The sequence below is a fragment of the Streptococcus cuniculi genome (genome assembly GCF_004570575.1).
In the GTDB taxonomy this organism is placed as follows: Bacteria; Bacillota; Bacilli; order Lactobacillales; family Streptococcaceae; genus Streptococcus; species Streptococcus cuniculi_A.
Genome location: NZ_SPPD01000020.1, coordinates 14,760 through 37,116, shown reverse-complemented (window position 1 = coordinate 37,116; position 22,357 = coordinate 14,760). Strand labels below are relative to the sequence as shown.

Genomic DNA, 22,357 nt, shown 5'->3' with positions numbered 1-22,357 from the left:
TACTTTTTTTAATTTTTTCGTGTCTTTTTTTCGTGTTTTTTTCCGTGTGTCGATTCCACATCTCTAACAATAAGGAAAAGACCGAGGGAATCTTACTGCTAATTTAAGCTAATACAAATCACTTAGGTGTGTCATGAGGAGGTGCCTTATCTTCACTTATGAGGTGTTGGCGAAGGGAGTGTAGCAGCTTCTTGCGACCTTTGAAGCGAGCACCACTGACGAGCGTATCATACTTTTTAGAATCACGCGGACTTAATGTAGAACGATAGCGCGCTAGTGAATCACGAAGACACACTAATTCATCTGTGAGCAAGCCACCACTGCTGACCATATGAGATATTTCTCCTATCTCCTCGTAACGGAGGCGGTCAAAGCCGCGTTTTTGTGTACTTTGTCTACGCAACATATCGTTGACATAATTGCGGAATTTGACCTTGAAATAACGGAGTAAGCGAGACTCATCTCTTACGATTCCATCTTCTTGCTGGAGCAAGCGATATAAGACATACATTCCTTCTTGATCCCAGTCTTCTGCTTCCCATAGCTTGACATAGTACTCTCGACGTGTCTTTTGAACAATTGGTCGTACCTTAGCATACACTTCTTTAAACTCCACATTCTCCTCTCCTTTCTTTGATTGGATATACTCCCTATAGGAAGTATATCCAATCAAAGAAAATAGAAAAAGGACTTTTTTGTCCTAAATCTTTGGTCAGCAAGGAACTGGAGGACTCTTCCTCGCTTCTATTGATACCCATTCCTTTATTCCTTAGCAAAACAATAAAAAACGCCTGCTTACGGAATCGTTTTTAACAAAGCGATTTCGTAAACAAACGTTGCGTTTTACATCTGATGAGTGTACCCGCTGGGAAAACCCAGCGGTAGACCAGAGCTAGACTAAGAATGTGTTTCGATACACCTTCCATCATCATAACACTCAACAAAATTGATGATCTTATACAAGTTCAATGATTGCCATTGGTGCAGCATCCCCACGACGTGGTTCAGTTTTCAAGATACGAGTGTATCCACCGTTGCGTTCTGCATAACGAGGAGCAATTTCAGAGAACAATTTTTGAAGAGCTGTTGTTGATGTGTATTTATCGGTAGCTTCATCATAGTTTTCTGATGCAATTTCGTTACGAACAAATGCTGCTGCTTGACGACGAGCGTGCAAGTCACCACGTTTACCAAGTGTAATCATTTTTTCAACTGTTTTACGGATTTCTTTTGCACGAGCTTCAGTTGTAACGATTGATTCATTGATCAAAAGATCAGTTGTCAAATCACGAAGCATTGCTTTACGTTGTGAGCTAGTGCGTCCTAGTTTACGGTAAGCCATGTATTCCTCCTTTATTTATCTTTTTTCAATCCCAAACCAAGGTCTGCCAATTTCACCTTGACTTCTTCAAGACTCTTGCGTCCAAGATTGCGTACTTTCATCATTTCTGGTTCAGTTTTTTCTGTCAAATCAAATACAGTATTGATACCTGCACGTTTCAAACAGTTATATGAACGGACAGACAAATCTAATTCTTCAATCGTACGATCCAACATACGATCATCTGATGCTTCTTCCGCTTCTTTCATCACTTCTGCTGATTTCGCCACTTCTGTCAAATCAGTAAACAGACCTAAGTGCTCCATTAGAATACGTGCAGAAAGACCCAAGGCATCTTCTGGAATGATTGTCCCGTTAGTCATGATTTCAAGCGTCAATTTATCAAAACCATCGTTGCTACCAACGCGAGCCGGTTCAACTTGATAGTTGACTTTTTTCACTGGCGTGTAGATAGAATCTACGGCAAGTGTGCCAACTGGCGCATCATCTTTTTTATTGCCTTCAGCTGGTACATATCCACGACCGGTATTCACCGTCATGATAGCCTTAAAGCTTGCACCTTCACTAATGGTAAAGAGATAATGGTCAGGGTTAACAATTTCAATATCACTATCTGTCAAGATATCTCCTGCAGTAATTTCTGCCGGACCTGTGACATCAAGCTCTATCGTCTTTTCGTCTTCGACATAAGATTTTACAGCAATGCCTTTGATGTTCAAAATAATTTGCATCACATCTTCACGGACACCTGGGACTGTGTCGAACTCGTGTAGTACACCGTCAATTTTAATAGACGTTACTGCCGCACCTGGTAGTGAGGCAAGAAGCACACGACGAAGTGAGTTCCCAAGAGTTGTTCCATAACCACGTTCTAATGGTTCAACAACAAATCTGCCGTAATCTTTATTTTCATCAATTTTTGTTATAGTTGGTTTTTCAAACTCAATCATTTCTTACTCCCTCTTAAACGAAAAGCTGTGTATCGTTAGTTGATTATACACGGCGACGTTTTGGAGGACGAGCACCATTGTGTGGTACAGGAGTCACATCACGAATTGCTGTTACTTCAAGACCAGCGGCAGCAAGAGCGCGGATAGCAGACTCACGACCTGAACCTGGGCCTTTTACGGTAACTTCAACTGTTTTAAGACCGTGTTCTTGTGCAGATTTAGCAGCTGCTTCTGAAGCCATTTGAGCCGCAAATGGTGTAGATTTACGAGAACCTTTAAAACCAAGAGCACCAGCTGATGACCAAGCGATCGCATTACCATGCACATCAGTAATCATAACAATAGTGTTATTAAATGTAGCGTGAATGTGTGCAATACCAGATTCGATATTTTTTTTCACACGACGCTTACGTGTTGGTTTAGCCAATTTTTCTACCTCCTATTTTATTTTTTCTTACCTGCAATCGCAACAGCTTTACCTTTACGAGTGCGAGCGTTGTTTTTAGTGTTTTGTCCACGGACAGGAAGTCCACGACGGTGACGAATTCCACGGTATGAACCGATTTCCATCAAACGTTTGATGTTCAAGTTTACTTCACGACGAAGGTCACCTTCAACTTTAATCGCATCTACTTCACGACGGATTGCATCTTCTTGGTCAGAAGTCAAATCTTTTACGCGAACATCTTCTGAGATTCCAGCTGCTGCAAGAATTTTTTTAGATGTTGCAAGACCAATACCGTATACGTAAGTCAATGAAATTACTACACGTTTGTCGTTTGGAATATCAACTCCAGCAATACGAGCCATTTTTTCTCCTTTCTATCTTATCCTTGACGTTGTTTGTGTTTTGGATTTGCTGGGCAAATTACCATAACACGACCATTACGACGAATCACTTTACAGTATTCGCAAATTGGTTTGACCGATGGTCTTACTTTCATGTTTAATCCCTCCAAGTATTTCGACTATTTAAAGCGGTATGTGATACGGCCACGTGTCAAGTCATATGGGCTAAGCTCAACTGTTACGCGATCCCCGACCAAAATACGAATGTAGTTTTTCCGGATTTTTCCTGAAACAGTGGCAAGAACTTGGTGTCCATTTTCCAACTCAACAGTAAACATAGCATTTGGCATGGTATCTACTACCTTGCCTTCAATTTCAATCACATCTTCTTTTGCCATGCAAAAGTATCCCCCTCTAAATTTCGATTTAATGTCCTCTGAACACAGAGGTAACAATTATAAGTCAGACTAAGCTATTCTATCATTTTCGGAAAGAAAACGCAAGCTAAATCCCCTATTTTATTGCAATTTTGATAAAACTTTTTCAATATCTGCAAAGACAACTTCAATGTCTTGATCCCCTTCAATATCGTGTACTAAACCTGCAACACGATAGTGATCAATGATCTGTTGTCCTTGGGCAATATTGACTTCTAAACGACGTTTAACAGATTCTGGTTTGTCATCTTCGCGTTGGTAGTAATCTTTTTCGTCGTAGCCTTCTGCAGGTGGATTAAAGACCTTATGGAAGGTTTCACCTGTTTCACGATGGATAATGCGTCCGCTGAGACGTTCGACCAATTTAGCTGGATTAATCTCGATATTGATAACCCCTTCGAGTGTGATACCAAGGTTTTTTAATGCTTCATCCAAGGCATGTGCTTGCTCGATTGTTCGAGGGTAGCCGTCCAATAAGAAACCTTTTTCCTTGATATCTTCTTGCGCTAAGCGCTCTTTGACAATACCATTGGTTACTTCATCTGGCACCAAGTCACCTTTATCAATATAGGATTTTGCCAACAAGCCCATCTCTGTCTGATTTGCCATCGCTGCACGGAACATATCCCCTGTTGAAATATGCACAATGTCAAATTTTTCAACAATTTTTGCAGCTTGCGTTCCTTTACCAGCACCTGGCAAACCCATAATTAAAAGATTCATGATAAACTCCTTATTTTGTTTTTAGATAAATGTGCCACGATTGACAAACTTATCAAAAAACAAAATAGAGAGGCTGAGCAGTCGGTGCCCAGCTTCTACTTTTGTCATAGACGCAATGGTTGTAAGCTCCATACAAGATTGACAACTCAATCTTATATGCCCTCATCAACCTGTGTACAATCGATTTTATAAAATCGCGTTTCGCTCTTGCTTCCTATTCTAAGTCTAGGAAACCGACATATTTTCTCTTGAGCAGGTAACCTTCTAATTGCTTGATCCCCTCGATACTAGTCATAATAACGATGATCAAACTTGTCCCGAGGAAGGCAATTTTTGAAGTAAGCCCAAAGACATTTTGTGCAAAAATCGGTAACAAGGCAACAAATCCTAAGAATAGGGATCCAATTGTTGCAAGGCGCATTAGCAAGGTTGAGAAGTAGTCTTCTGTCCCTTTACCCGGACGGACTCCATGGATGTAGGCGCCACTCTTTTGAAGATTTTCTGCTGCCTTTTCTGGATTTACCTGAACAAAACTGTAGAAGAAGGTAAAGAGAATAATCAATACAGCATATACAACCATCCCTTTGATTGTAGAGTAATCAAAGTATTCTCGAATAGTGGATAGCCAAGAAATACTCTTATTCTGACTCGCAAAGAACTGGAGAAGCGATGTCGGAATAGCTGTAATAGAACCTGCGAAGATGACCGGAATCACACCTGCTGGATTGAGTTTCAACGGCAAGTAAGAACTTGACGGTGCACCTTGAGCACGTTTGGTGTATTGGATTGGAATTTTATACTCTGCTTGTTGAACAAAGGTTGTAAAGTAAATAATTGCTAAAACTGCTACCAACAAAACACCAACTAACAAGGCAGATTCTCCCAAACGACTTGATTCGATATTGACAAAGCGATCAACATAGATATCATGAATCGTATCTGGTAGTGATGAGATGATCCCGGCAAAGATAATCATGGACGTGCCATTACCGTATCCTTTATCCGTAATCTGCTCACCAAGCCAGGTCACGATAGCAGAACCCGTTGTCAAAATTGCTCCAATAATGAGATAGGTCTTCCAATTCAAGGGCATAGTTGTCAGCTTGGCACCAGACAAGGCATTAAAACTTGCGGTGATTCCGACCGACTGGACAAAAGCTAAAGCCAAGGAAATGTAGCGTGTCGCTTGATTCAACTTACGACGTCCTACTTCCCCCTGCTTGCCCCATTCTACAAACTTAGGCACAAGGTCCATCTGCATCAGCTGAACAATGATCGAGGCAGTGATGTAAGGACTGACACCTAAGGCGAATACTGAGAAATTACGCATGGCATTCCCAGAAACCAAACTCAGCATATTCAAAAATGGAATATTGGACAAGGCTTCGAGACTTTTAACGTTCACTCCTGGAACTGTGATATGCGTTCCAACACGAAAGACAAATAAGATAAAAATCGTAAACAAGATTTTCGTGCGGACATTCTTTACCTTAAATGCATCTTTTAATAGTTTAAAAAACATAGGTCACCTCTCTTAGATGACTTCTACTGAACCACCTTTGGCAGTGATAGCTTCCTCAGCTGATTTAGAGAATTTCGCTGCTTTCACAGTCAATTTCTTTGTCAATTCGCCGTTACCAAGAATTTTAACTCCTGATTTTTCAGCTTTCACGATACCGGCTTCAACAAGCACAACTGGTGTTACCTCTGCACCGTCTTCAAAAGCGTTCAATTGGTCAAGATTCACAATCGCGTATTCTTTTGCGTTGATGTTAGTAAATCCACGTTTTGGAAGACGGCGGAACAATGGAGTTTGTCCACCTTCAAAACCTAGACGTACGCCACCACCGCTACGAGCTTTTTGACCTTTTTGTCCACGGCCTGAAGTTTTACCATTACCTGATGATGTACCACGACCAACGCGGTTACGAGTTTTACGAGAACCTGTTGCAGGTTGTAATTCATGAAGTTTCATTGATTTTTCTCCTTATGTGTAAAATGCTAGCGCCTTTAGGTTGGGTAAGGCCTCAACCTAAAAACTCGCCTATACAGAATGGACAGTAAGTCGCAAAGATTTCTCTAAGCGACTCTGTCATGTGTTTGATTCGGAATGCGACGATTAGTCTTGCTTCCTATTTCACTTCTTCAACCGTTACCAAGTGAGAGATTGCGTTTACCATTCCAAGAATAGCAGCGTTATCTTCTTTGATAACTGAACTGTTTAATTTGCCAAGTCCAAGGGCAACAACTGTCTTACGTTGTTCTGGTTTGCGACCGATTGGAGACTTAGTCAAAGTAATTTTAATTTGAGCCATGTTATCCCCTTTCTTATGCTAAATCAGAAACTGAAATGCCACGAAGTGCAGCCACTTCTTCAGCACGTTTCAATTGTTTCAAACCTTCAACTGTTGCACGAACAATGTTGATTGGTGTGTTTGAACCAAGCGACTTAGATGTCACATCAGCGACACCTGCCAACTCGATAACCGCACGAGTAGCTCCGCCCGCAGCAACTCCAGAACCTTCTGCAGCTGGTTTCAACATAATGCGAGCTCCACCAAATTCTGAACGAACTTCGTGAGGAATAGTCGTACCAACCATTGGTACTTCAATCAAGTTTTTCTTAGCAGATTCAACTGCTTTGCGGATAGCTTCTGGTACTTCTTGAGCTTTACCAGTACCGAAACCTACACGACCATTACGGTCACCAACAACCACAAGAGCTGCAAAGCGAAGACGACGTCCACCTTTAACAACTTTTGTAACACGGTTGATGGCTACTACGCGTTCTTCAAATTCAACTGCGTTATCTTTAAATGCCATTTCTTAGTGTCCTCCCTATTAGAATTTCAATCCGTTTTCACGAGCTGCTTCAGCCAAGGCTTTCACACGTCCGTGATAGAGATATCCACCGCGGTCAAAGACCACTTCAGAAATACCTTTCGCTACTGCACGTTCAGCAACGAGTTTACCTACAACAACGGCTTGTTCTGTCTTAGTACCTTTTGAAACTTCTTTATCAAGAGTAGAAGCGCTTGCGAGCGTTACACCCGCTACGTCATCAATCACTTGAGCGTAGATGCCTGTATTAGAACGGAAAATGTTCAAACGTGGGCGAGCAGCAGTTCCAGAGATTTTACCGCGAACACGACGATGGCGTTTTTGGCGGATTTTGTTTTTATCTGGTTTTGAAATCACAATTTTCACCTCTTAATTATTGATCATATCTGTACGAGATATGTCGGAAGATAATGTACGATGTGGAAGCACCACTCGTAAACATTATTATTTACCTGTTTTACCTTCTTTGCGGCGAACAAATTCACCAACATAGCGGATCCCTTTACCTTTGTAAGGTTCAGGAGCACGAAGGCTACGGATATAAGCTGCTGTTTGACCAACAACTTCTTTGTTGATACCAGACACGATGATTTGTGTTGGTGCTGGAACTTCAAATGTGATACCTTCTGGTGCAATCACTTCATCTGGATGTGATTTACCAACAGCAAGTGTCAATTTGTTGCCTGCAAGTTGTGCACGGTAACCGACACCACGCATTTCAAGTTCTTTTTTGAAGCCTTCAGAAACACCAACAACCATGTTGTTGAGGTTGGCACGGCTTGTACCATGAATAGTCTTCATTTCTTTTGAATCGTTTGGACGGTGAAGTGTTACTTCTGTACCTTCCACACGGATTTCAATAGCAGTTGGGAATTCACGAGTCAATTCCCCTTTAGGTCCTTTTACAGTTACCACACCGTTGTTTTGCGAAAGCTCAACACCAGCAGGCAATGTAATCACTTTATTACCAATACGTGACATGTTTTTATTTCTCCTGTTAAATTGTCAGGCCGAATACGACCAGTTTTCACGGGGAAGCTAAGATGCAAAGGGCGTTTAAAAGCCAAAGTGAAAATAGGAAGCCCTTTGGACTGGAGGCAATTTTATCTTTTTCACACCGGCTTTAGCCCGTGCTCGTTTTAGCTTTCTAGTTAGTTGATAAATTTGAACTCGGACTAAAATCCTAGTGAAAAAGATAGACTTCCTCGAGTCCAGAGACTCAGCGTCAGTCTCCTATTTTCATACGGATTTCTTAACGTCCTTGTATCATTATTTTACCAAACGTAGGCAATCACTTCTCCACCAACGTTCTTTTGACGTGCTTCTTTGTCTGTCAAAAGACCTTCTGATGTAGAGATAATTGCAATTCCAAGTCCATTAAGAACTTTAGGAATATCTTCACGTTTTGAATAAACACGAAGACCCGGTTTTGAAACACGTTTCAAGTTTGTGATTACTTTTTCACCGTTTGGACCGTATTTCAAGAATACGCGTACGATACCTTGTTTGTCATCTTCAATAAATTCAACGTTTTTTACAAAACCTTCGTTTTTAAGAATTGTAGCAATTCCTTTTTTGATATTTGATGCAGGTACTTCAAGCACTTCGTGTTTCGCTTGGTTTGCGTTACGAATACGTGTCAAAAAGTCTGCAATTGGATCTGTCATAACCATCTTTAATTTCTCCTCTTACTGGCAGTTTGATAGGGTCACTTACCAGTTAATGTGTCCTATGGACTAGGCGATATTGAAAGCATCCGCCCTCAGTATCTCCTTATAGGTGAACCCGCCCTATGAACCTTGCGAAAAAGAGACATAACTGTTTCAGGTTTCGCTGTGTTCATCACGGGCTTAGTATCATCATTCGAGCGTGGACCAAAATCCCAGTGAAAAAGATAGCCTTTCTTGAGTTCTTCCAGAACTCTGCGTCAGGCTCCTACTTTCACTTCGTCCGTCACGCCCTTAGTATCATGTAATTCGAGCACGGGCTAAAATCCTAGTGAAAAAGATGAGCTGTCTTATGTTATTCCAAAACACTGCGGCAACTCCCTATTTTCATACGGATTTCTTAACACCCTTTGCACCATGTTCTTACCAAGAAGCTTTTGTTACGCCTGGGATTTGACCTAAGTAAGCCAAGTCGCGGAAGCATACACGGCAAAGTTTGAATTTGCGGTAAACTGAATGTGGACGTCCACATTTTTCACAACGAGTATATGCTTGCGTAGAGAACTTAGCTGGGCGTTTGTTCTTAGCGATCATTGATTTTTTAGCCATTTATTCTCTCCCTCTTATTTTGCAAACGGCATACCAAGGCCTGTAAGCAATGCACGTGATTCTTCGTCAGTGTTAGCAGTTGTAACGATAACGATGTCCATACCGCGAGTTTTGTCAACATCATCAAAGTTGATTTCTGGGAAGATCAATTGCTCTTTCACACCAAGTGTGTAGTTTCCGCGTCCATCAAATGATTTTGTTGGGACACCATGGAAGTCACGTACACGTGGAAGTGATACCGATACCAATTTATCTAAGAACTCATACATACGTTCGCCACGAAGTGTTACTTTCGCTCCGATTGCAACCCCTTCACGAAGACGGAAGCCGGCGATTGATTTTTTAGCTTTTGTGATAAGTGGTTTTTGACCTGAAATCAATGCCAATTCTTGTGCAGCTTTTTCGAGGTTTTTAGCGTTAGAAACAGCGTCACCAACACCCATGTTCAAAACAATCTTATCAACTTTTGGTACAGCCATAACTGATGAATAGTTAAATTGTTCAGTTAAAGCAGGGACTACTTCTTTAAGATATTTTTCTTTTAAGCGATTTGCCATGTTACTTCTCCTTTCCTTCGTGATTAATCAAGCACTTCGCCTGATTTTTTGTTGTAACGAACTTTTTTACCGTCAACAAATTTGTAACCAACACGACCTGCTACACCATTTTTGTCAAGAACTTGTACGTTTGATGCATGGATAGCAGCTTCTTTTTCAACGATAGCTCCTTGAGGGTTTTCGTTGTTTGGTTTCTGATGTTTTTTGACGATGTTAACACCTTCTACAACAACTTTATTTACTTTTGGAAGTGCTGCTAAGACTACTGCTTCAACGCCTTTGTCTTTACCAGCGATTACGCGAACTTTATCGCCTTTTTTTACAAACATTTGATTTCTCCTATTATTTCTTACGCCCTAGGGGCACCCTGAATCACTTCAGGGGACTTCGTTTGTTTTGATTAAAGTACTTCTGGTGCCAATGAAACGATTTTCATAAAACCGCCGTCGCGCAATTCACGTGCAACTGGACCAAAGATACGAGTTCCGCGAGGTGTTTTGTCTTCACGGATGATAACTGCAGCATTTTCGTCAAATTTGATGTAAGAACCATCAGCACGACGAGCACCTGTCTTAGTACGAACGATAACGGCTTTCACGACGTCACCTTTTTTAACCGCACCACCAGGAGTAGCTTGTTTTACTGAAGCAACGATGATGTCGCCGATGTTTGCAGATTTACGTTTTGAACCACCAAGAACTTTGATTGTCAAGATTTCACGTGCGCCACTGTTATCGGCAACTTTCAAACGAGTTTCTGTTTGAATCATGTAAGTTTTCTCCTTTCAGCTTGATTAAATGATAACTGCCTCTTCCACAACTTCTACAAGACGGAAACGTTTTGTAGCTGAAAGTGGACGAGTTTCCATGATACGTACGATATCGCCTTCTTTAGCAACATTGTTCTCATCATGAGCTTTGTACTTTTTAGAGTAGTTAATACGTTTACCATAGACTGGGTGGTTACGTTTTGTTTCAACTACAACTGTGATGGTTTTGTCCATTTTGTCAGATACAACACGTCCAACAAGAACTTTACGATTATTGCGTTCCATTGAAATTCTCCTTTCCCAATCTATTATTTAACTTCTGATTGCACTGTTTTGATACGTGCAATTTGCTTTTTAACTTCGTTCAAACGAGCAGTTTGCTCAAGTTGACCAGCAGCAGCTTGGAAACGAAGGTCGAAGAGTTCTTTCTTCAATTCATTTTCGCGCTTTGCAAGTTCTTCTTGAGAAAGTCCACGAAGTTCTTTAACAAATTCTTTTACTTCATTAAGTTTCATGTCTTCTCCTTATTCTGCTTCACGTTTTACGAATTTGCATTTAACTGGTAGTTTGTGGCTAGCCAAGCGGAATGCTTCGCGTGCGATTTCTTCTGAAACGCCTGCTACTTCAAACATCACTTTACCACGTTTAACTGGTGCTACCCAACCTTCAGGTGCCCCTTTACCAGATCCCATACGTACCCCGATAGCTTTAGCGGTATATGATTTGTGTGGGAAGATTTTAATCCAAACTTTACCACCACGTTTCATATAACGAGTCATCGCGATACGGGCTGCTTCGATTTGACGGTTTGTGATCCAGTGGCTAGTTGTAGCTTGAAGACCATATTCACCGAAGTCTACTTGTTTTCCACCTTTAGCTTCACCGCGCATTTTTCCACGGAATTCACGACGGTGTTTAACACGTTTAGGTACTAACATTGGTTATTTACCTCCTTTAGTGTTTTTACGAGCTGGAAGAACTTCTCCACGGTAAATCCATACTTTAATACCAAGTTTACCATAAGTTGTAAGTGCTTCTTCCCAAGCGTAGTCGATATCCGCACGAAGTGTATGAAGCGGAACAGTTCCTTCTGAGTATCCTTCTGCACGGGCGATGTCCGCACCGTTCAAACGTCCAGATACTTGAGTCTTGATTCCTTTTGCTCCTGCACGCATTGTACGTTGGATTGCTTGTTTTTGAGCGCGACGGAATGCCACACGTTGCTCTAATTGACGAGCAATCGTTTCACCAACAAGGTGAGCATCCAAATCAGGTTGTTTGATTTCGATGATGTTGATGTGTACTTGCTTGCCAGTCAATTTATTTAATTGCGCACGAAGTGCATCAACATTGCTACCTGCTTTACCGATAACCATACCTGGCTTAGCTGTATGAATGCTTACGATCACTTTGTTTACTGCGCGTTCAATTTCGATAGTTGAAACGGATGCTTCAGCCAATTCTTTTTTGATAAAGTTGCGGATTGCAAGATCTTCATGAAGGTAATCCGCGTATTCTTTTTCAGCATACCATTTAGCATCCCAGTCACGGATGATGCCGACACGCATACCAATTGGATGTACTTTTTGTCCCACGTTTTTACCTCCTTATTTTTCTGCCACAACTACAGTGATGTGAGCTGTACGTTTGTTGATTGGTGAAGCTGAACCTTTTGCACGTGGACGGAAACGTTTGAGTGTTGGTCCTTCGTTTGCGAAAGCTTCGCTTACTACCAAGTTTGCTTTTTCCAAACCGAAGTTATTTTCAGCATTAGCGATTGCAGAGTTCAATACTTTCTCGATAATGCCTGCAGCTTTGTTTGGAGTGAATTTCAAGATTGCGATTGCATCGGCTACGCTTTTGCCACGGATATTATCCAAGACAAGACGTGATTTACGAGGTGAAACACGTACTGTGCGAGCAGTTGCTTTAGCTGAAGTAATTTCTGCCATAATGTGTTCCTCCTATTATTTTCTACGTGTTTTCTTGTCGTCAGCAGCGTGACCTTTGTAAGTACGAGTTGGTGCAAATTCACCAAGTTTGTGACCTACCATGTCTTCTTGGATGTAAACCGGTACATGTTTACGTCCATCATAAACTGCGATTGTATAACCAATGAAACTTGGGAAGATCGTTGAACGACGTGACCAAGTTTTAATTACTTTTTTCTTTTCATCGTTTGCTTGAGCTTCAACTTTTTTCATCAAATGCTCATCGACGAAAGGGCCTTTTTTAAGACTACGTCCCATTTTAATCTATTCTCCTTTAAAATATGTACCACAGCGGCCTGCCTTGCAAGCGCAAGGCTACCGAGCTGGCGGATATGCTTTATGCTACTTGTAACAAACTATTTTTCGTTACGACGACGAACGATAAGCTTGCTAGATTTTGCTTTCTTGTTACGAGTTTTAAGTCCAAGAGCAGGTTTGCCCCATGGAGTAGATGGTGCTTTACGACCAACTGGTGCTTTACCTTCACCACCACCGTGTGGGTGATCGTTCGGGTTCATTACAGAACCGCGGACTGTTGGACGGATCCCTTTCCAACGGCTACGTCCAGCTTTACCAAGGTTTACAAGTCCGTGTTGCTCGTTTCCGACAACACCAACTGTTGCACGACAAGTTCCAAGAATCATACGAACTTCGCCTGATTGAAGGCGGACAAGAACATACTTACCTTCTTGACCAAGTACTTGTGCAGAAGCACCTGCCGCACGAACCAATTCTCCACCACGACCTGGTTTCAATTCGATATTGTGGATAACAGTACCGACTGGAATATTGGCAAGTGGAAGTGCGTTACCGACCTTGATATCTGCTTCTGGACCTGAAACGATACGTTGACCAACTTCAAGGCCTTTAGGAGCAATGATATAAGCTTTCACACCGTCTGTATAATGTACAAGAGCGATATTAGCTGAACGGTTTGGATCGTATTCAATTGTTTTAACAACTGCTTCAATACCATCTTTGTTTCGTTTGAAGTCAATCAAACGGTAGTGACGTTTGTGACCACCACCTTGGTGACGAACTGTGATGCGACCGTTGTTGTTACGACCAGCTTTGCTCTTTAGAGAAACAAGCAATGATTTCTCAGGAGTGCTTGTTGTGATTTCTGCGAAATCCAAAGAAGTCATGTTACGACGGCCATTTGTAGTTGGTTTATAAACTTTAATTCCCACGTTAATTCCTCCTTTGATTATTCAGCATCAGCTGTGGCAAACAATTCGATTGCTTTTGAATCAGCAGTCAAGGTGATGATTGCTTTTTTCACTTTGCTTGTACGACCTACATAACGTCCTACGCGTTTTGTTTTCGGTTTTACATTGATTGTGTTAACATTTGCAACTTTTACTCCCTCAAAGGCTGCTTCTACAGCTTGTTTGATCAGAAGTTTGTGGGCGCGAGTGTCAACCTCAAACACATATTTTCCTGCTTCAAGCTGAGCCATTGAGCTTTCTGTGATGACAGGTTTTTTGATAACATCATACAAATTCATTATGCAAGAACCTCCTCAATTTTAGAGATAGCTGCTTGAGTTACAAGAAGTTTATCTGCAGTTGCAATGTCAAGGACGCTTGCAGTTGTAGCAGTTGCAACTTTCACGTTTGGAAGGTTGCGAGCTGAAAGAGCTGCGAATTCATTGCCTTCTTCAAGAACAACAAGGACTTTTGAATCGATGCTCAATGCCGCAAGAACTTTTGCAAATTCAGCAGTTTTTGGAGCTGTAAATGAAAGGCTGTCAACAGCTACAAATTTGTTTTCGGCAACTTTTTCTGAATAAACAGATTTAAGCGCCAAGCGACGAACCTTTTGTGGAAGTTTGTAGGCATAAGAACGTGGAGTTGGTCCGAAGACTACGCCACCACCACGCCATTGTGGTGAGCGGATAGAACCTTGACGAGCACGTCCAGTTCCTTTTTGACGCCACGGTTTGCGTCCACCACCTGAAACTGCTGAGCGATTTTTAACTGCGTGAGTTCCTTGACGAAGGCTTGCACGTTGGCTGATGATGACATCAAACACAACTGCTTGGTTTGGTTCGATACCAAAGACTGCATCGTTAAGAACTACTTCACCAGCTTGTTTACCAGTTTGGTCAAATAATGTTACGTTTGCCATTATGACTGATTTCCCCTTTCCTTATTATTTACCAGCTTTTACTGCTGATTTGATGGTGATAAGAGATTTCTTAGCACCTGGTACGTTTCCTTTAATAAGGATCACGTTCTTTTCTGGAACAACTTGTACAATTTCAAGGTTTTGAATTGTCACACGGTTGCCACCCATACGTCCTGCCAAGTGTTTGTTTTTGAAAACACGGTTTGGCGCAACAGGTCCCATTGAACCTGGACGACGGTGGTAACGTGAACCGTGAGCCATCGGACCACGTGATTGACCATGGCGTTTGATAACACCTTGGAAACCTTTACCTTTAGATGTACCAGTTACATCCACAACATCTCCAGCTGCGAAAGTATCAACTGTGATTTCGCTACCTACTTCCAAGCCTTCAATGTTTTTAAATTCACGAATGAAGCGCTTAGGAGCTGTGTTAGCTTTTGCTACATGGCCTTTGGCAGGTTTGTTACTCAATACTTCGCGTTTGTCATCAAAACCAACTTGGATCGCATTGTATCCATCTGTTTCAACAGTTTTCACTTGAAGAACAACGTTTGGAGTTGCTTCGATGACAGTTACAGGGATAAATTCACCAGTTTCAGTGAAGATTTGAGTCATTCCCACTTTTTTCCCTAAGATTCCTTTTGTCATGAGAAAAATATTCCTTTTCTTATTTTATAGTTTAAAAAGTTTTTAACGAGCGTTTTTTATGCTCAAAATTGAAGATACTAAAGCCGCAGAGAGCAAAGCAAAAATAGGAAACTGACGCTGTGTTCGATGAACACGAGGAAGTTTATCTTTTTTGCACAGCTCTCAGGCTGAGTTCAATTCTCTAAACCCTGAGTTCTTCTTAGATTAAAGCTTAATCTCTACGTTCACGCCACTTGGTAAATCAAGTTTCATAAGAGCGTCAACTGTTTTTTGCGTTGGGTTCACGATGTCGATAAGACGTTTGTGAGTACGCATTTCGAATTGCTCACGAGAGTCTTTGTACTTGTGAGTCGCACGAATAATTGTGTAGAGGCTACGTTCAGTTGGAAGTGGAACTGGACCAGCTACGCTTGCACCTGTACGTGTTGCAGTTTCTACGATTTTTGCAGCTGCTGTATCAAGAGTACGGTGTTCGTACGCTTTCAAACGGATGCGGATTTTTTTGTTTGCCATCTTTTTCTCCTTTTCGTCTATTTTCAGATAATAGGCTAGCTCCACAAGAAAACCGACAGCGATTGCGTGGCAATGCAACCGAGCGTGTCGCAACCTCTTGCATCAAAGCTATAGCCGTATTTTTACGGCACTAGAATAGTCTATCAAATTCTAGCAAGCAATGCAAGTATTTTTGTTTGATTATTTAAAAAAAGTATAACAACCCTTAGCTGCCGACCCTTTCAATTCATCACTCTCTCTTTTTATATCCTCCACATGCAAAAGCTGTAGCTTCTCCCACTTTTCTTTCCACCCTTTCTGGTCCAATCGCTCACGATAGACCTTCATTCGTTCTGGATGTGCTACAAAATGCGGGGTTGGACAAATCTTGAAATCCAACAGATCCCCTAAACCATAGGGACAAAATAGTTCTACCTGACAGTCAGGCAGCAGTCGAGCTGCGATTGCCGTGCAGGTTTCTGGAAATTTAGAAATCGCGTCACAGGAGCTTTCATAGGGACTTGTCTTCGGATTATGCTGGTGCATATAGACTTGATTTTTCACTTCCCAACGATAAGCTGGATGGGACCGTCTCAAATTTTCTTCTATTAGGATAGTTTCTTCATAGGAACTAGTCGGGTCATAAAAAACCACATCCACATCCGTCTCCTCATCAAAGGGGTCTTTTGAACTGAGCAGATTCCAGATAAAGTTGCGAATCGTGCCTGCACAAACCCATACATCTTGTAGTTGTAACCGCGCCACAATCTCAAGAACCTCTCTCATCTTTCTATCAGCCAGCAACTGCTCTTTCAATTCATTTTCAGTCATCATAAAAGATAGTATATCACAAAAGAGAGCAGAAATAATTTCCGCTCTCTTTCTAAGGAGATTATATGAAAAAGAATAAGATTAGTATAGAAAAGAATCCTTAAGCAAACCTTAACTGATTATTTCTTTTATGGCTAGAAGGTAATCAATGTGGGTATTTGTCGCAGAGGTTTCAACGTTTAGGTTTAAACTCTTGATTCCTGCGGCCTGAGCCGTCTCCGCATCCAGTAAACGATCGCCTATGTAATAGGTCATTTCTTGAGACAGCTTGTATTTCTCCATGAGATAGATAATCGCCTCAGGATGAGGTTTTCTTGCAAAACCGGAATCAGCCGTCAACACTTCTACAAAATAGTGGGAAATACCTAATTCGTCCAAAATGGCAAAGGTATTGTCCCCTTTATGGGTATAGATAAATTGTTTCATCCCCATTTCCCGAGCCCACTCAAGAATTTCCCTTGCTCCCTCCATGAGAGAAATTTGAGCATTTTTTTCACGTAAGGAATTGGCTCTGACCGTATTCAATGTCTCTAGTGGTATCTGTTCTTGTTCTGATAATTGGCAGAGTAGGTCCTTGACCGAATAACGTAAGACAAAGGCGTTCACCTCCTCGCGATGAAAGGTCAAGCCAAAATGCTGATAGGTCTCTTCTAAGCCCAGTAAAATAGCAGGGTAAGAATCAAGCAGGGTTCCGTCCAAATCCCAGATCAATGCTCTATTCATCAACTCTACCTCTCAATATACTCATAGCCTAGGTGCTCATAAGCCTTGGCTGTCGCAACACGACCAGTCCTCGTCCGTATAAGGAAACCTTGCTGAATCAGATAGGGTTCATACATATCCTCAACCGTCTCACGTTCTTCTGCAATATTGACCGAAAGTGTATTTAAACCGACAGGTCCACCACCGTACATCTCAATCATGGTGCGCAAAATCTTCTGATCGACATAGTCAAGTCCCTCACGGTCGACATCCAGCATGGTTAGAGCCTTGTCCGTAATAGTGTCATCAATCACACCGTCCCCCATAATTTGGGCAAAATCCCGTACACGTTTTAACAACCGATTGGCAATACGGGGCGTTCCCCGTGAACGCCTTGCTAGTTCGATAGCCGCTTCGTGGGTGATTTCCATTTCAAAAATGTCTGCTGTCCGCTCAACGATTTCTGTCAAATCAGGCAGGGCATAGTATTCCATATGCCCCGTAATCCCAAAACGGGCACGTAAGGGATTAGACAGCATCCCCGCACGCGTTGTCGCACCAATCAAGGTAAAGGGTGGCAAGTCCAGATGTACTGCCCTGCTGGCTTCTCCTGTCCCAATCATAATGTCAATGTAAAAATCTTCCATGGCACTATAAAGAATTTCCTCTACTGCCATGGGCATGCGATGAATTTCATCAATAAAAAGGACATCTCCCGGTTCCAAATCATTGAGTAAGGCCACCAAGTCTCCGGCCTTTTCAATCACCGGTCCACTGGTCTGCTTAATATTGACCCCAAGTTCATTGGCAATAACAAAGGCCATAGTCGTCTTCCCCAAACCCGGCGGACCAAAGAGCAAGGTATGATCTAAGGCCTCGTTCCGCATCTTGGCAGCTTCGATAAAGATTTTCAGCTGATCCTTGACCTTATCCTGACCGATATATTCCTTTAATCTCTGCGGACGCAAGGTACGCTCTACATACTCCTCATCCCCTAGTTGTTCTGTATCAAGTATTCTGTTCATGCTTCCATTATACCACAAAAGGAGGATCAAGCCTCCTTTTCATTTTCTATAATCCTATACGCTCAAAAATGTCATCCACTCGTTTGGCATAGTAGGACGGGTCAAAGAGTTCATCAATCTCTGCTTGGCTGAGACGCTCTGTCACCTTCTCATCTGCTTCCAGCAGGGGTTTAAAGGCTGTCTGATTGTCCCAAGCATAAGCGGTTTTTGGCTGCACCAAATCGTAGGCCTCCTCGCGCGTCATCCCCTTTTCAATCAAGGACAACATCACACGCTGGCTGTAAATCAAACCGAATGTTGACTCCATATTTCGTTTCATATTTTCTGGGAACACAGTTAGGTTTTTCACGATATTTCCAAAGCGGTTGAGCATGTAGTCAATCAAAATGGTCGTATCTGGTGTAGTAATCCGCTCTGCAGACGAATGCGAAATATCCCGCTCATGCCAGAGGGCTACGTTTTCAAATGCAGTTACCATGTGACCACGGATCACACGCGCAAGCCCGGTCATATTTTCAGAACCGATTGGATTGCGTTTGTGGGGCATAGCTGAACTACCCTTTTGCCCCTTGGCAAAGAACTCTTCTACTTCACGCTGTTCTGATTTTTGCAGACCACGGATTTCTGTCGCCATCCGCTCGATAGAAGTCGCAATGGTCGCAAGCGCTGCAAAGTATTCTGCGTGGAGATCCCGTGGTAAGACCTGCGTTGAAATCTCCTGCGGACGAATGCCTAATTTCTCACAAACGTAGCTTTCCACAAAAGGAGGGATATTGGCAAAATTTCCAACTGCTCCTGAGATTTTCCCTGCTTCTACACCTTCAGCAGCACGCTCAAAACGCTCGATATTGCGCTTCATTTCACTGTACCACGTCGCCAATTTCAGTCCGAAAGTTGTTGGCTCCGCATGTACTCCATGGGTCCGCCCCATCATGATGGTATGCTTGTGCTCACGCGCCTTATCTGCCACAATCTGCGTGAAATTTTCAAGGTCGCGACGGATAATATCGTTAGCCTGCTTGTAAAGGTAGCCGTAAGCCGTATCCACCACGTCAGTCGAGGTCAAGCCATAGTGCACCCACTTGCGCTCCTCGCCCAAAGTTTCAGATACCGCACGGGTAAATGCCACCACATCGTGACGGGTCTCCTGCTCAATTTCCAAAATGCGGTCAATATCAAATCCCGCACGTTCGCGGATCTTAACCACATCTTCCTTGGGGATTTCCCCCAACTCAGCCCAAGCCTCATCCGCCAAGATTTCCACCTCAAGCCAAGCCTTGTATTTATTTTCCTCTGTCCAAATTGCCCCCATTTCAGGGCGGGAATAACGTTCGATCATAATTAAGATACCAAGGGCGACCAGAAAGCGACTGAATTTTAGGAAACCAACAACGGACGCTAGCGTCCTAGGCGGTTTATCTAAATTACGAGCTTTCCGCCCGGGTTCAGTTTAGTAATTCTAGTGCCCGATTCCTTTCTATATTTATAGAACAGTCTAGCCCGTATTCAGTTCAGTGAATACGGTGCCCTTGTTCCTTTCTTTTTATTTAAAAATTTGTTTAGCCTTGCGTTAGCAATAGTAAGCCATCTTTTTCCGGCGCTCTTAGCCCGAGTTCAAATACTCAGTAACCCCTCACTCCTTTCTTTTATTTTTAAATTCTGACCGTGTTCAATTTTCAGAACACAGCAGTCTTGATTTCATTTGTTTCGTTATAAAAAACTTCTGATTAATTCCTGACAATTCATCTTAGCCACTAAAAATTGAAATGTTGCCTAAAGAACCGACTGAATAAAATCAACTCCGCTATGCAAGGTTTTTTATCACAGCTACTGAACCCAATCTCCACCAAGTTATTTTTAAATTTCCTAAAAATTATTGTTCTACTATCTCAATTTCCTTGATACTATCAATTCGGACAATTTTAACAGTTGAGTTTCCGTTTTTATCTGTATGCCGTAACTTTACCCATTCTTCGTCAACTTCTAGGACGGAATACAAATAATCATAATTCACAATATCATCAAATTGAAACTTACATTGCTTGCCTTCTAGTCCTTTAAGCAATTGCGACATTTCACATCCTCCGTTTTCTTGTCGTACTAATTTGTGAATCCTTTTTGTTAGCTTAGCAAACTTGTCATTGACACTCCAGCCTAAATAAGCAAGTGCTATTAGTAAAATAAAATCCATCATATTTCCTACTTAAAAAATTCTTTTAATCAAATTCCATATCTTAGGGCAAGAATAACATTCTAGTTCTAGTACAAAAACAGGGGCGAAAGCAAGGGATAATAAGAATTTGCATATATAATTGAACTAGACTCTCACCTCTTTATTTTGATAACTAAACTCAATATTTCCTCAAATAAATCTAGTACGGATTATTAAAAATAGATTCTAACGTTCCTTCTGAAGATTTTGCCACTTCATCCAATTTTTCTTTGGTAGTATAACGAATATTCTGCGGAGGATACGTATTACCTAAAGGAATAAGCCGATCATACTTTTCAGGCTCTCCATCAAAGACTACTTTCCAGTACCCTAAATAATTATCAGATGGAACAATCTTATCAACTTTTGCAATAAACTGTATCCCACTTCGTGGCGCCACTTCGTATCCTGCAATATATCGGATCTTCTTTCTTCGACTCCGACCTATGCGTATATCGTACCACTCATGATCTTGGAGAAATACTTGTTGAAAGCCATCCTCCTGAGCAGGAACAATGAGAGTTATATCATCAGAATCATTTAGAACAACTGTCTCCTCTGGCTCATTATCTGAAAAAACATCCAAAATCTGAGTCTCTTCCTCTGACTCATTACCTGAAAAAATATTCAAAATCTGAACATTTTCCTCTGGCGTATACATAGCAATAGATTCATTTTCAAAAGAATCCAGAGCTTTTGAAATCTGTGAGACAACTTTATCTACATCTTTCTTCAGCGAATTATATTCTTCCTTTCGGAAAATGGTATTATGAGCAATATCGTTTCTCGGTTTTTCTAACTGTTTGAGTACAGTTTGTAAACTATTAGATAACTTATCACTTTCCTTTAGACTATTTGCGATATACCTATCCCATACAGAACGAGGTGCAGACTTCTGAATTTCACTTATTGCAAGCTGCAACTGACGAAACTCTTCATCTGAGACTTCAGCCCTATCTTTAGGTATAAGATTATTTAGATATTTTATATTTTTTATAAAAACATCTTGGGTACTATCTTCACCAGAATTTTTCTCCTCATAGAATGTAAATAACATCGTTGTTAAATCACTGAAATATTTACCATCCAAAGGTTTATAGGTTTTATCTTTTTTCTTGTTATTATCACGAATTATTAAAGTTTTTGTTAAAAATTTTTCCCAAGATTGATCATTAGATTTCAAGTACATCACTTCTGAAATTAATGCTCGTGTTTTGTTTTCAACTATCATGAATTAATTCATAGGCTTCCTTACTATAATATTGAGAAATGGCGTCCTCCAATATGAACATTTCTAAATCATTATAAGACTCAATAAAATTATGAATTTCATTATCAAGTAGCTCAAATTTCTCAATATCACTTTCTGAATCGAGATACAAAACTAATATAAAAAACGTTTTATTTGCTGGTTTTGCTTCTGTATCTACTACTTTCATCTTATATTTAAATGAAGAATGTTCAATCTCTATACGATCTATTTGGCATTTAAGTTGTGTGCTTTTCACCATTGAATTTAATAAGTCTTCCTTAGTGGAATGTAATATCTTATTCGATTTATTTCCTTTAGAAATAATTAGGTATCTAGAAACTCTCTCCATCAGCACTCCATCCTTTCCCAAAATTGCTCTTCCTCGCC

At 41.3% G+C, this 22,357-nt stretch carries 36 protein-coding genes and 1 pseudogene; all 37 read right to left on the bottom strand.

Annotated elements, in window-relative coordinates:
* Positions 1–118: 118 nt before the first annotated feature.
* The 37 genes and pseudogenes from E4T82_RS10455 to E4T82_RS10275 all read right to left on the bottom strand — a co-directional run bounded on the left by E4T82_RS10455 (position 119) and on the right by E4T82_RS10275 (position 22,340).
* Positions 119–616, bottom strand: coding sequence for a sigma-70 family RNA polymerase sigma factor (locus tag E4T82_RS10455; protein WP_135182742.1), 498 nt, complete (start codon positions 614–616; stop codon positions 119–121).
* A gap of 339 nt (positions 617–955) precedes the next feature.
* Entirely contained in the window at positions 956–1,342 is a 387-nt protein-coding gene (rplQ, locus tag E4T82_RS10450) for a 50S ribosomal protein L17 (RefSeq protein WP_000331493.1), read from the bottom strand.
* Positions 1,343–1,353: 11 nt separating this feature from the next.
* Positions 1,354–2,292 (bottom strand): DNA-directed RNA polymerase subunit alpha, encoded by a 939-nt coding sequence (locus E4T82_RS10445; RefSeq protein WP_135182741.1) that lies wholly within the window; start codon positions 2,290–2,292, stop codon positions 1,354–1,356.
* Between the two features lie 43 nt (positions 2,293–2,335).
* The gene (gene rpsK / locus E4T82_RS10440) at positions 2,336–2,719 is read right to left on the bottom strand and encodes a 30S ribosomal protein S11 (protein ID WP_004195509.1); all 384 of its coding nucleotides are present in this window, start codon (positions 2,717–2,719) and stop codon (positions 2,336–2,338) included.
* Between the two features lie 17 nt (positions 2,720–2,736).
* The gene (gene rpsM, locus E4T82_RS10435) at positions 2,737–3,102 is read right to left on the bottom strand and encodes a 30S ribosomal protein S13 (protein ID WP_002936622.1); all 366 of its coding nucleotides are present in this window, start codon (positions 3,100–3,102) and stop codon (positions 2,737–2,739) included.
* Positions 3,103–3,119: 17 nt separating this feature from the next.
* Entirely contained in the window at positions 3,120–3,236 is a 117-nt protein-coding gene (gene rpmJ / locus E4T82_RS10430; protein WP_001808836.1) for a 50S ribosomal protein L36, read from the bottom strand.
* A gap of 24 nt (positions 3,237–3,260) precedes the next feature.
* Complete coding sequence (gene infA / locus E4T82_RS10425; protein WP_002936627.1) at positions 3,261–3,479, bottom strand: translation initiation factor IF-1; 219 nt, start codon at positions 3,477–3,479, stop codon at positions 3,261–3,263.
* A gap of 120 nt (positions 3,480–3,599) precedes the next feature.
* The gene (locus E4T82_RS10420; RefSeq protein WP_135182740.1) at positions 3,600–4,241 is read right to left on the bottom strand and encodes an adenylate kinase; all 642 of its coding nucleotides are present in this window, start codon (positions 4,239–4,241) and stop codon (positions 3,600–3,602) included.
* Positions 4,242–4,455: 214 nt separating this feature from the next.
* A complete protein-coding gene (secY, locus tag E4T82_RS10415; protein ID WP_135182739.1) occupies positions 4,456–5,763 on the bottom strand; it encodes a preprotein translocase subunit SecY in 1,308 nt (435 codons plus the stop codon).
* A gap of 12 nt (positions 5,764–5,775) precedes the next feature.
* Complete coding sequence (rplO, locus tag E4T82_RS10410; protein WP_135182738.1) at positions 5,776–6,216, bottom strand: 50S ribosomal protein L15; 441 nt, start codon at positions 6,214–6,216, stop codon at positions 5,776–5,778.
* Positions 6,217–6,373: 157 nt separating this feature from the next.
* A complete protein-coding gene (gene rpmD, locus E4T82_RS10405; protein WP_075099711.1) occupies positions 6,374–6,556 on the bottom strand; it encodes a 50S ribosomal protein L30 in 183 nt (60 codons plus the stop codon).
* Positions 6,557–6,569: 13 nt separating this feature from the next.
* Positions 6,570–7,064, bottom strand: a complete 495-nt coding sequence (rpsE, locus tag E4T82_RS10400; protein WP_075099712.1) for a 30S ribosomal protein S5 — start codon at positions 7,062–7,064, stop codon at positions 6,570–6,572.
* Positions 7,065–7,082: 18 nt separating this feature from the next.
* The gene (gene rplR / locus E4T82_RS10395; protein ID WP_067087634.1) at positions 7,083–7,439 is read right to left on the bottom strand and encodes a 50S ribosomal protein L18; all 357 of its coding nucleotides are present in this window, start codon (positions 7,437–7,439) and stop codon (positions 7,083–7,085) included.
* A gap of 87 nt (positions 7,440–7,526) precedes the next feature.
* Positions 7,527–8,063, bottom strand: coding sequence for a 50S ribosomal protein L6 (gene rplF / locus E4T82_RS10390; RefSeq protein WP_075099714.1), 537 nt, complete (start codon positions 8,061–8,063; stop codon positions 7,527–7,529).
* 293 nt (positions 8,064–8,356) lie between these two features.
* Entirely contained in the window at positions 8,357–8,755 is a 399-nt protein-coding gene (rpsH, locus tag E4T82_RS10385) for a 30S ribosomal protein S8 (protein WP_075099715.1), read from the bottom strand.
* Between the two features lie 417 nt (positions 8,756–9,172).
* Complete coding sequence (locus E4T82_RS10380) at positions 9,173–9,358, bottom strand: type Z 30S ribosomal protein S14 (protein WP_002936651.1); 186 nt, start codon at positions 9,356–9,358, stop codon at positions 9,173–9,175.
* A 14-nt stretch (positions 9,359–9,372) separates the two neighbouring features.
* Positions 9,373–9,915 (bottom strand): 50S ribosomal protein L5, encoded by a 543-nt coding sequence (gene rplE, locus E4T82_RS10375; protein ID WP_135182737.1) that lies wholly within the window; start codon positions 9,913–9,915, stop codon positions 9,373–9,375.
* Positions 9,916–9,938: 23 nt separating this feature from the next.
* Positions 9,939–10,244 (bottom strand): 50S ribosomal protein L24, encoded by a 306-nt coding sequence (gene rplX, locus E4T82_RS10370; protein ID WP_075099716.1) that lies wholly within the window; start codon positions 10,242–10,244, stop codon positions 9,939–9,941.
* 71 nt (positions 10,245–10,315) lie between these two features.
* Complete coding sequence (gene rplN, locus E4T82_RS10365) at positions 10,316–10,684, bottom strand: 50S ribosomal protein L14 (RefSeq protein ID WP_067087623.1); 369 nt, start codon at positions 10,682–10,684, stop codon at positions 10,316–10,318.
* Positions 10,685–10,708: 24 nt separating this feature from the next.
* Positions 10,709–10,969: a 30S ribosomal protein S17 gene (gene rpsQ, locus E4T82_RS10360; RefSeq protein ID WP_000440801.1), complete on the bottom strand. Its 261-nt coding sequence runs from the start codon at positions 10,967–10,969 to the stop codon at positions 10,709–10,711.
* A 23-nt stretch (positions 10,970–10,992) separates the two neighbouring features.
* Positions 10,993–11,199, bottom strand: a complete 207-nt coding sequence (gene rpmC, locus E4T82_RS10355; RefSeq protein WP_075099717.1) for a 50S ribosomal protein L29 — start codon at positions 11,197–11,199, stop codon at positions 10,993–10,995.
* Positions 11,200–11,208: 9 nt separating this feature from the next.
* On the bottom strand, positions 11,209–11,622 hold the full coding sequence (gene rplP / locus E4T82_RS10350) for a 50S ribosomal protein L16 (protein WP_067087620.1): 414 nt from the start codon (positions 11,620–11,622) through the stop codon (positions 11,209–11,211).
* A gap of 3 nt (positions 11,623–11,625) precedes the next feature.
* Complete coding sequence (gene rpsC / locus E4T82_RS10345; protein WP_075099718.1) at positions 11,626–12,279, bottom strand: 30S ribosomal protein S3; 654 nt, start codon at positions 12,277–12,279, stop codon at positions 11,626–11,628.
* A gap of 12 nt (positions 12,280–12,291) precedes the next feature.
* Positions 12,292–12,636, bottom strand: a complete 345-nt coding sequence (rplV, locus tag E4T82_RS10340) for a 50S ribosomal protein L22 (RefSeq protein ID WP_067087616.1) — start codon at positions 12,634–12,636, stop codon at positions 12,292–12,294.
* A gap of 15 nt (positions 12,637–12,651) precedes the next feature.
* Positions 12,652–12,933, bottom strand: coding sequence for a 30S ribosomal protein S19 (gene rpsS, locus E4T82_RS10335; RefSeq protein WP_000533766.1), 282 nt, complete (start codon positions 12,931–12,933; stop codon positions 12,652–12,654).
* 98 nt (positions 12,934–13,031) lie between these two features.
* Positions 13,032–13,865 carry a 50S ribosomal protein L2 gene (rplB, locus tag E4T82_RS10330; RefSeq protein ID WP_075099719.1) on the bottom strand — a complete coding sequence of 278 codons (834 nt, stop codon included), beginning with the start codon at positions 13,863–13,865 and terminating at the stop codon, positions 13,032–13,034.
* A 17-nt stretch (positions 13,866–13,882) separates the two neighbouring features.
* On the bottom strand, positions 13,883–14,182 hold the full coding sequence (locus E4T82_RS10325) for a 50S ribosomal protein L23 (protein ID WP_135029166.1): 300 nt from the start codon (positions 14,180–14,182) through the stop codon (positions 13,883–13,885).
* Positions 14,182–14,805 carry a 50S ribosomal protein L4 gene (rplD, locus tag E4T82_RS10320; protein WP_135182736.1) on the bottom strand — a complete coding sequence of 208 codons (624 nt, stop codon included), beginning with the start codon at positions 14,803–14,805 and terminating at the stop codon, positions 14,182–14,184. The genes E4T82_RS10325 and rplD overlap by 1 nt, the downstream gene beginning before the upstream one ends.
* A gap of 24 nt (positions 14,806–14,829) precedes the next feature.
* Entirely contained in the window at positions 14,830–15,456 is a 627-nt protein-coding gene (gene rplC, locus E4T82_RS10315; protein ID WP_075099722.1) for a 50S ribosomal protein L3, read from the bottom strand.
* A 204-nt stretch (positions 15,457–15,660) separates the two neighbouring features.
* Positions 15,661–15,969: a 30S ribosomal protein S10 gene (rpsJ, locus tag E4T82_RS10310; protein ID WP_067087606.1), complete on the bottom strand. Its 309-nt coding sequence runs from the start codon at positions 15,967–15,969 to the stop codon at positions 15,661–15,663.
* 258 nt (positions 15,970–16,227) lie between these two features.
* Positions 16,228–16,779 (bottom strand): annotated as a pseudogene (locus E4T82_RS10305) (nucleotidyltransferase family protein); the annotation flags it as partial.
* A gap of 111 nt (positions 16,780–16,890) precedes the next feature.
* A complete protein-coding gene (locus E4T82_RS10300) occupies positions 16,891–17,502 on the bottom strand; it encodes an HAD-IA family hydrolase (RefSeq protein WP_135182734.1) in 612 nt (203 codons plus the stop codon).
* A gap of 5 nt (positions 17,503–17,507) precedes the next feature.
* The gene (gene ruvB / locus E4T82_RS10295; protein WP_135182733.1) at positions 17,508–18,506 is read right to left on the bottom strand and encodes a Holliday junction branch migration DNA helicase RuvB; all 999 of its coding nucleotides are present in this window, start codon (positions 18,504–18,506) and stop codon (positions 17,508–17,510) included.
* A 46-nt stretch (positions 18,507–18,552) separates the two neighbouring features.
* Positions 18,553–19,845: an adenylosuccinate lyase gene (gene purB / locus E4T82_RS10290; protein ID WP_135182732.1), complete on the bottom strand. Its 1,293-nt coding sequence runs from the start codon at positions 19,843–19,845 to the stop codon at positions 18,553–18,555.
* Positions 19,846–20,379: 534 nt separating this feature from the next.
* Positions 20,380–20,700, bottom strand: coding sequence for a hypothetical protein (locus E4T82_RS10285; RefSeq protein WP_135182731.1), 321 nt, complete (start codon positions 20,698–20,700; stop codon positions 20,380–20,382).
* 178 nt (positions 20,701–20,878) lie between these two features.
* Positions 20,879–21,949, bottom strand: coding sequence for a hypothetical protein (locus tag E4T82_RS10280; RefSeq protein ID WP_135182730.1), 1,071 nt, complete (start codon positions 21,947–21,949; stop codon positions 20,879–20,881).
* The gene (locus E4T82_RS10275) at positions 21,939–22,340 is read right to left on the bottom strand and encodes a hypothetical protein (RefSeq protein WP_135182729.1); all 402 of its coding nucleotides are present in this window, start codon (positions 22,338–22,340) and stop codon (positions 21,939–21,941) included. Before E4T82_RS10275 ends, E4T82_RS10280 begins: the two co-directional genes overlap by 11 nt.
* Between the last annotated feature and the right edge of the window lie 17 nt (positions 22,341–22,357).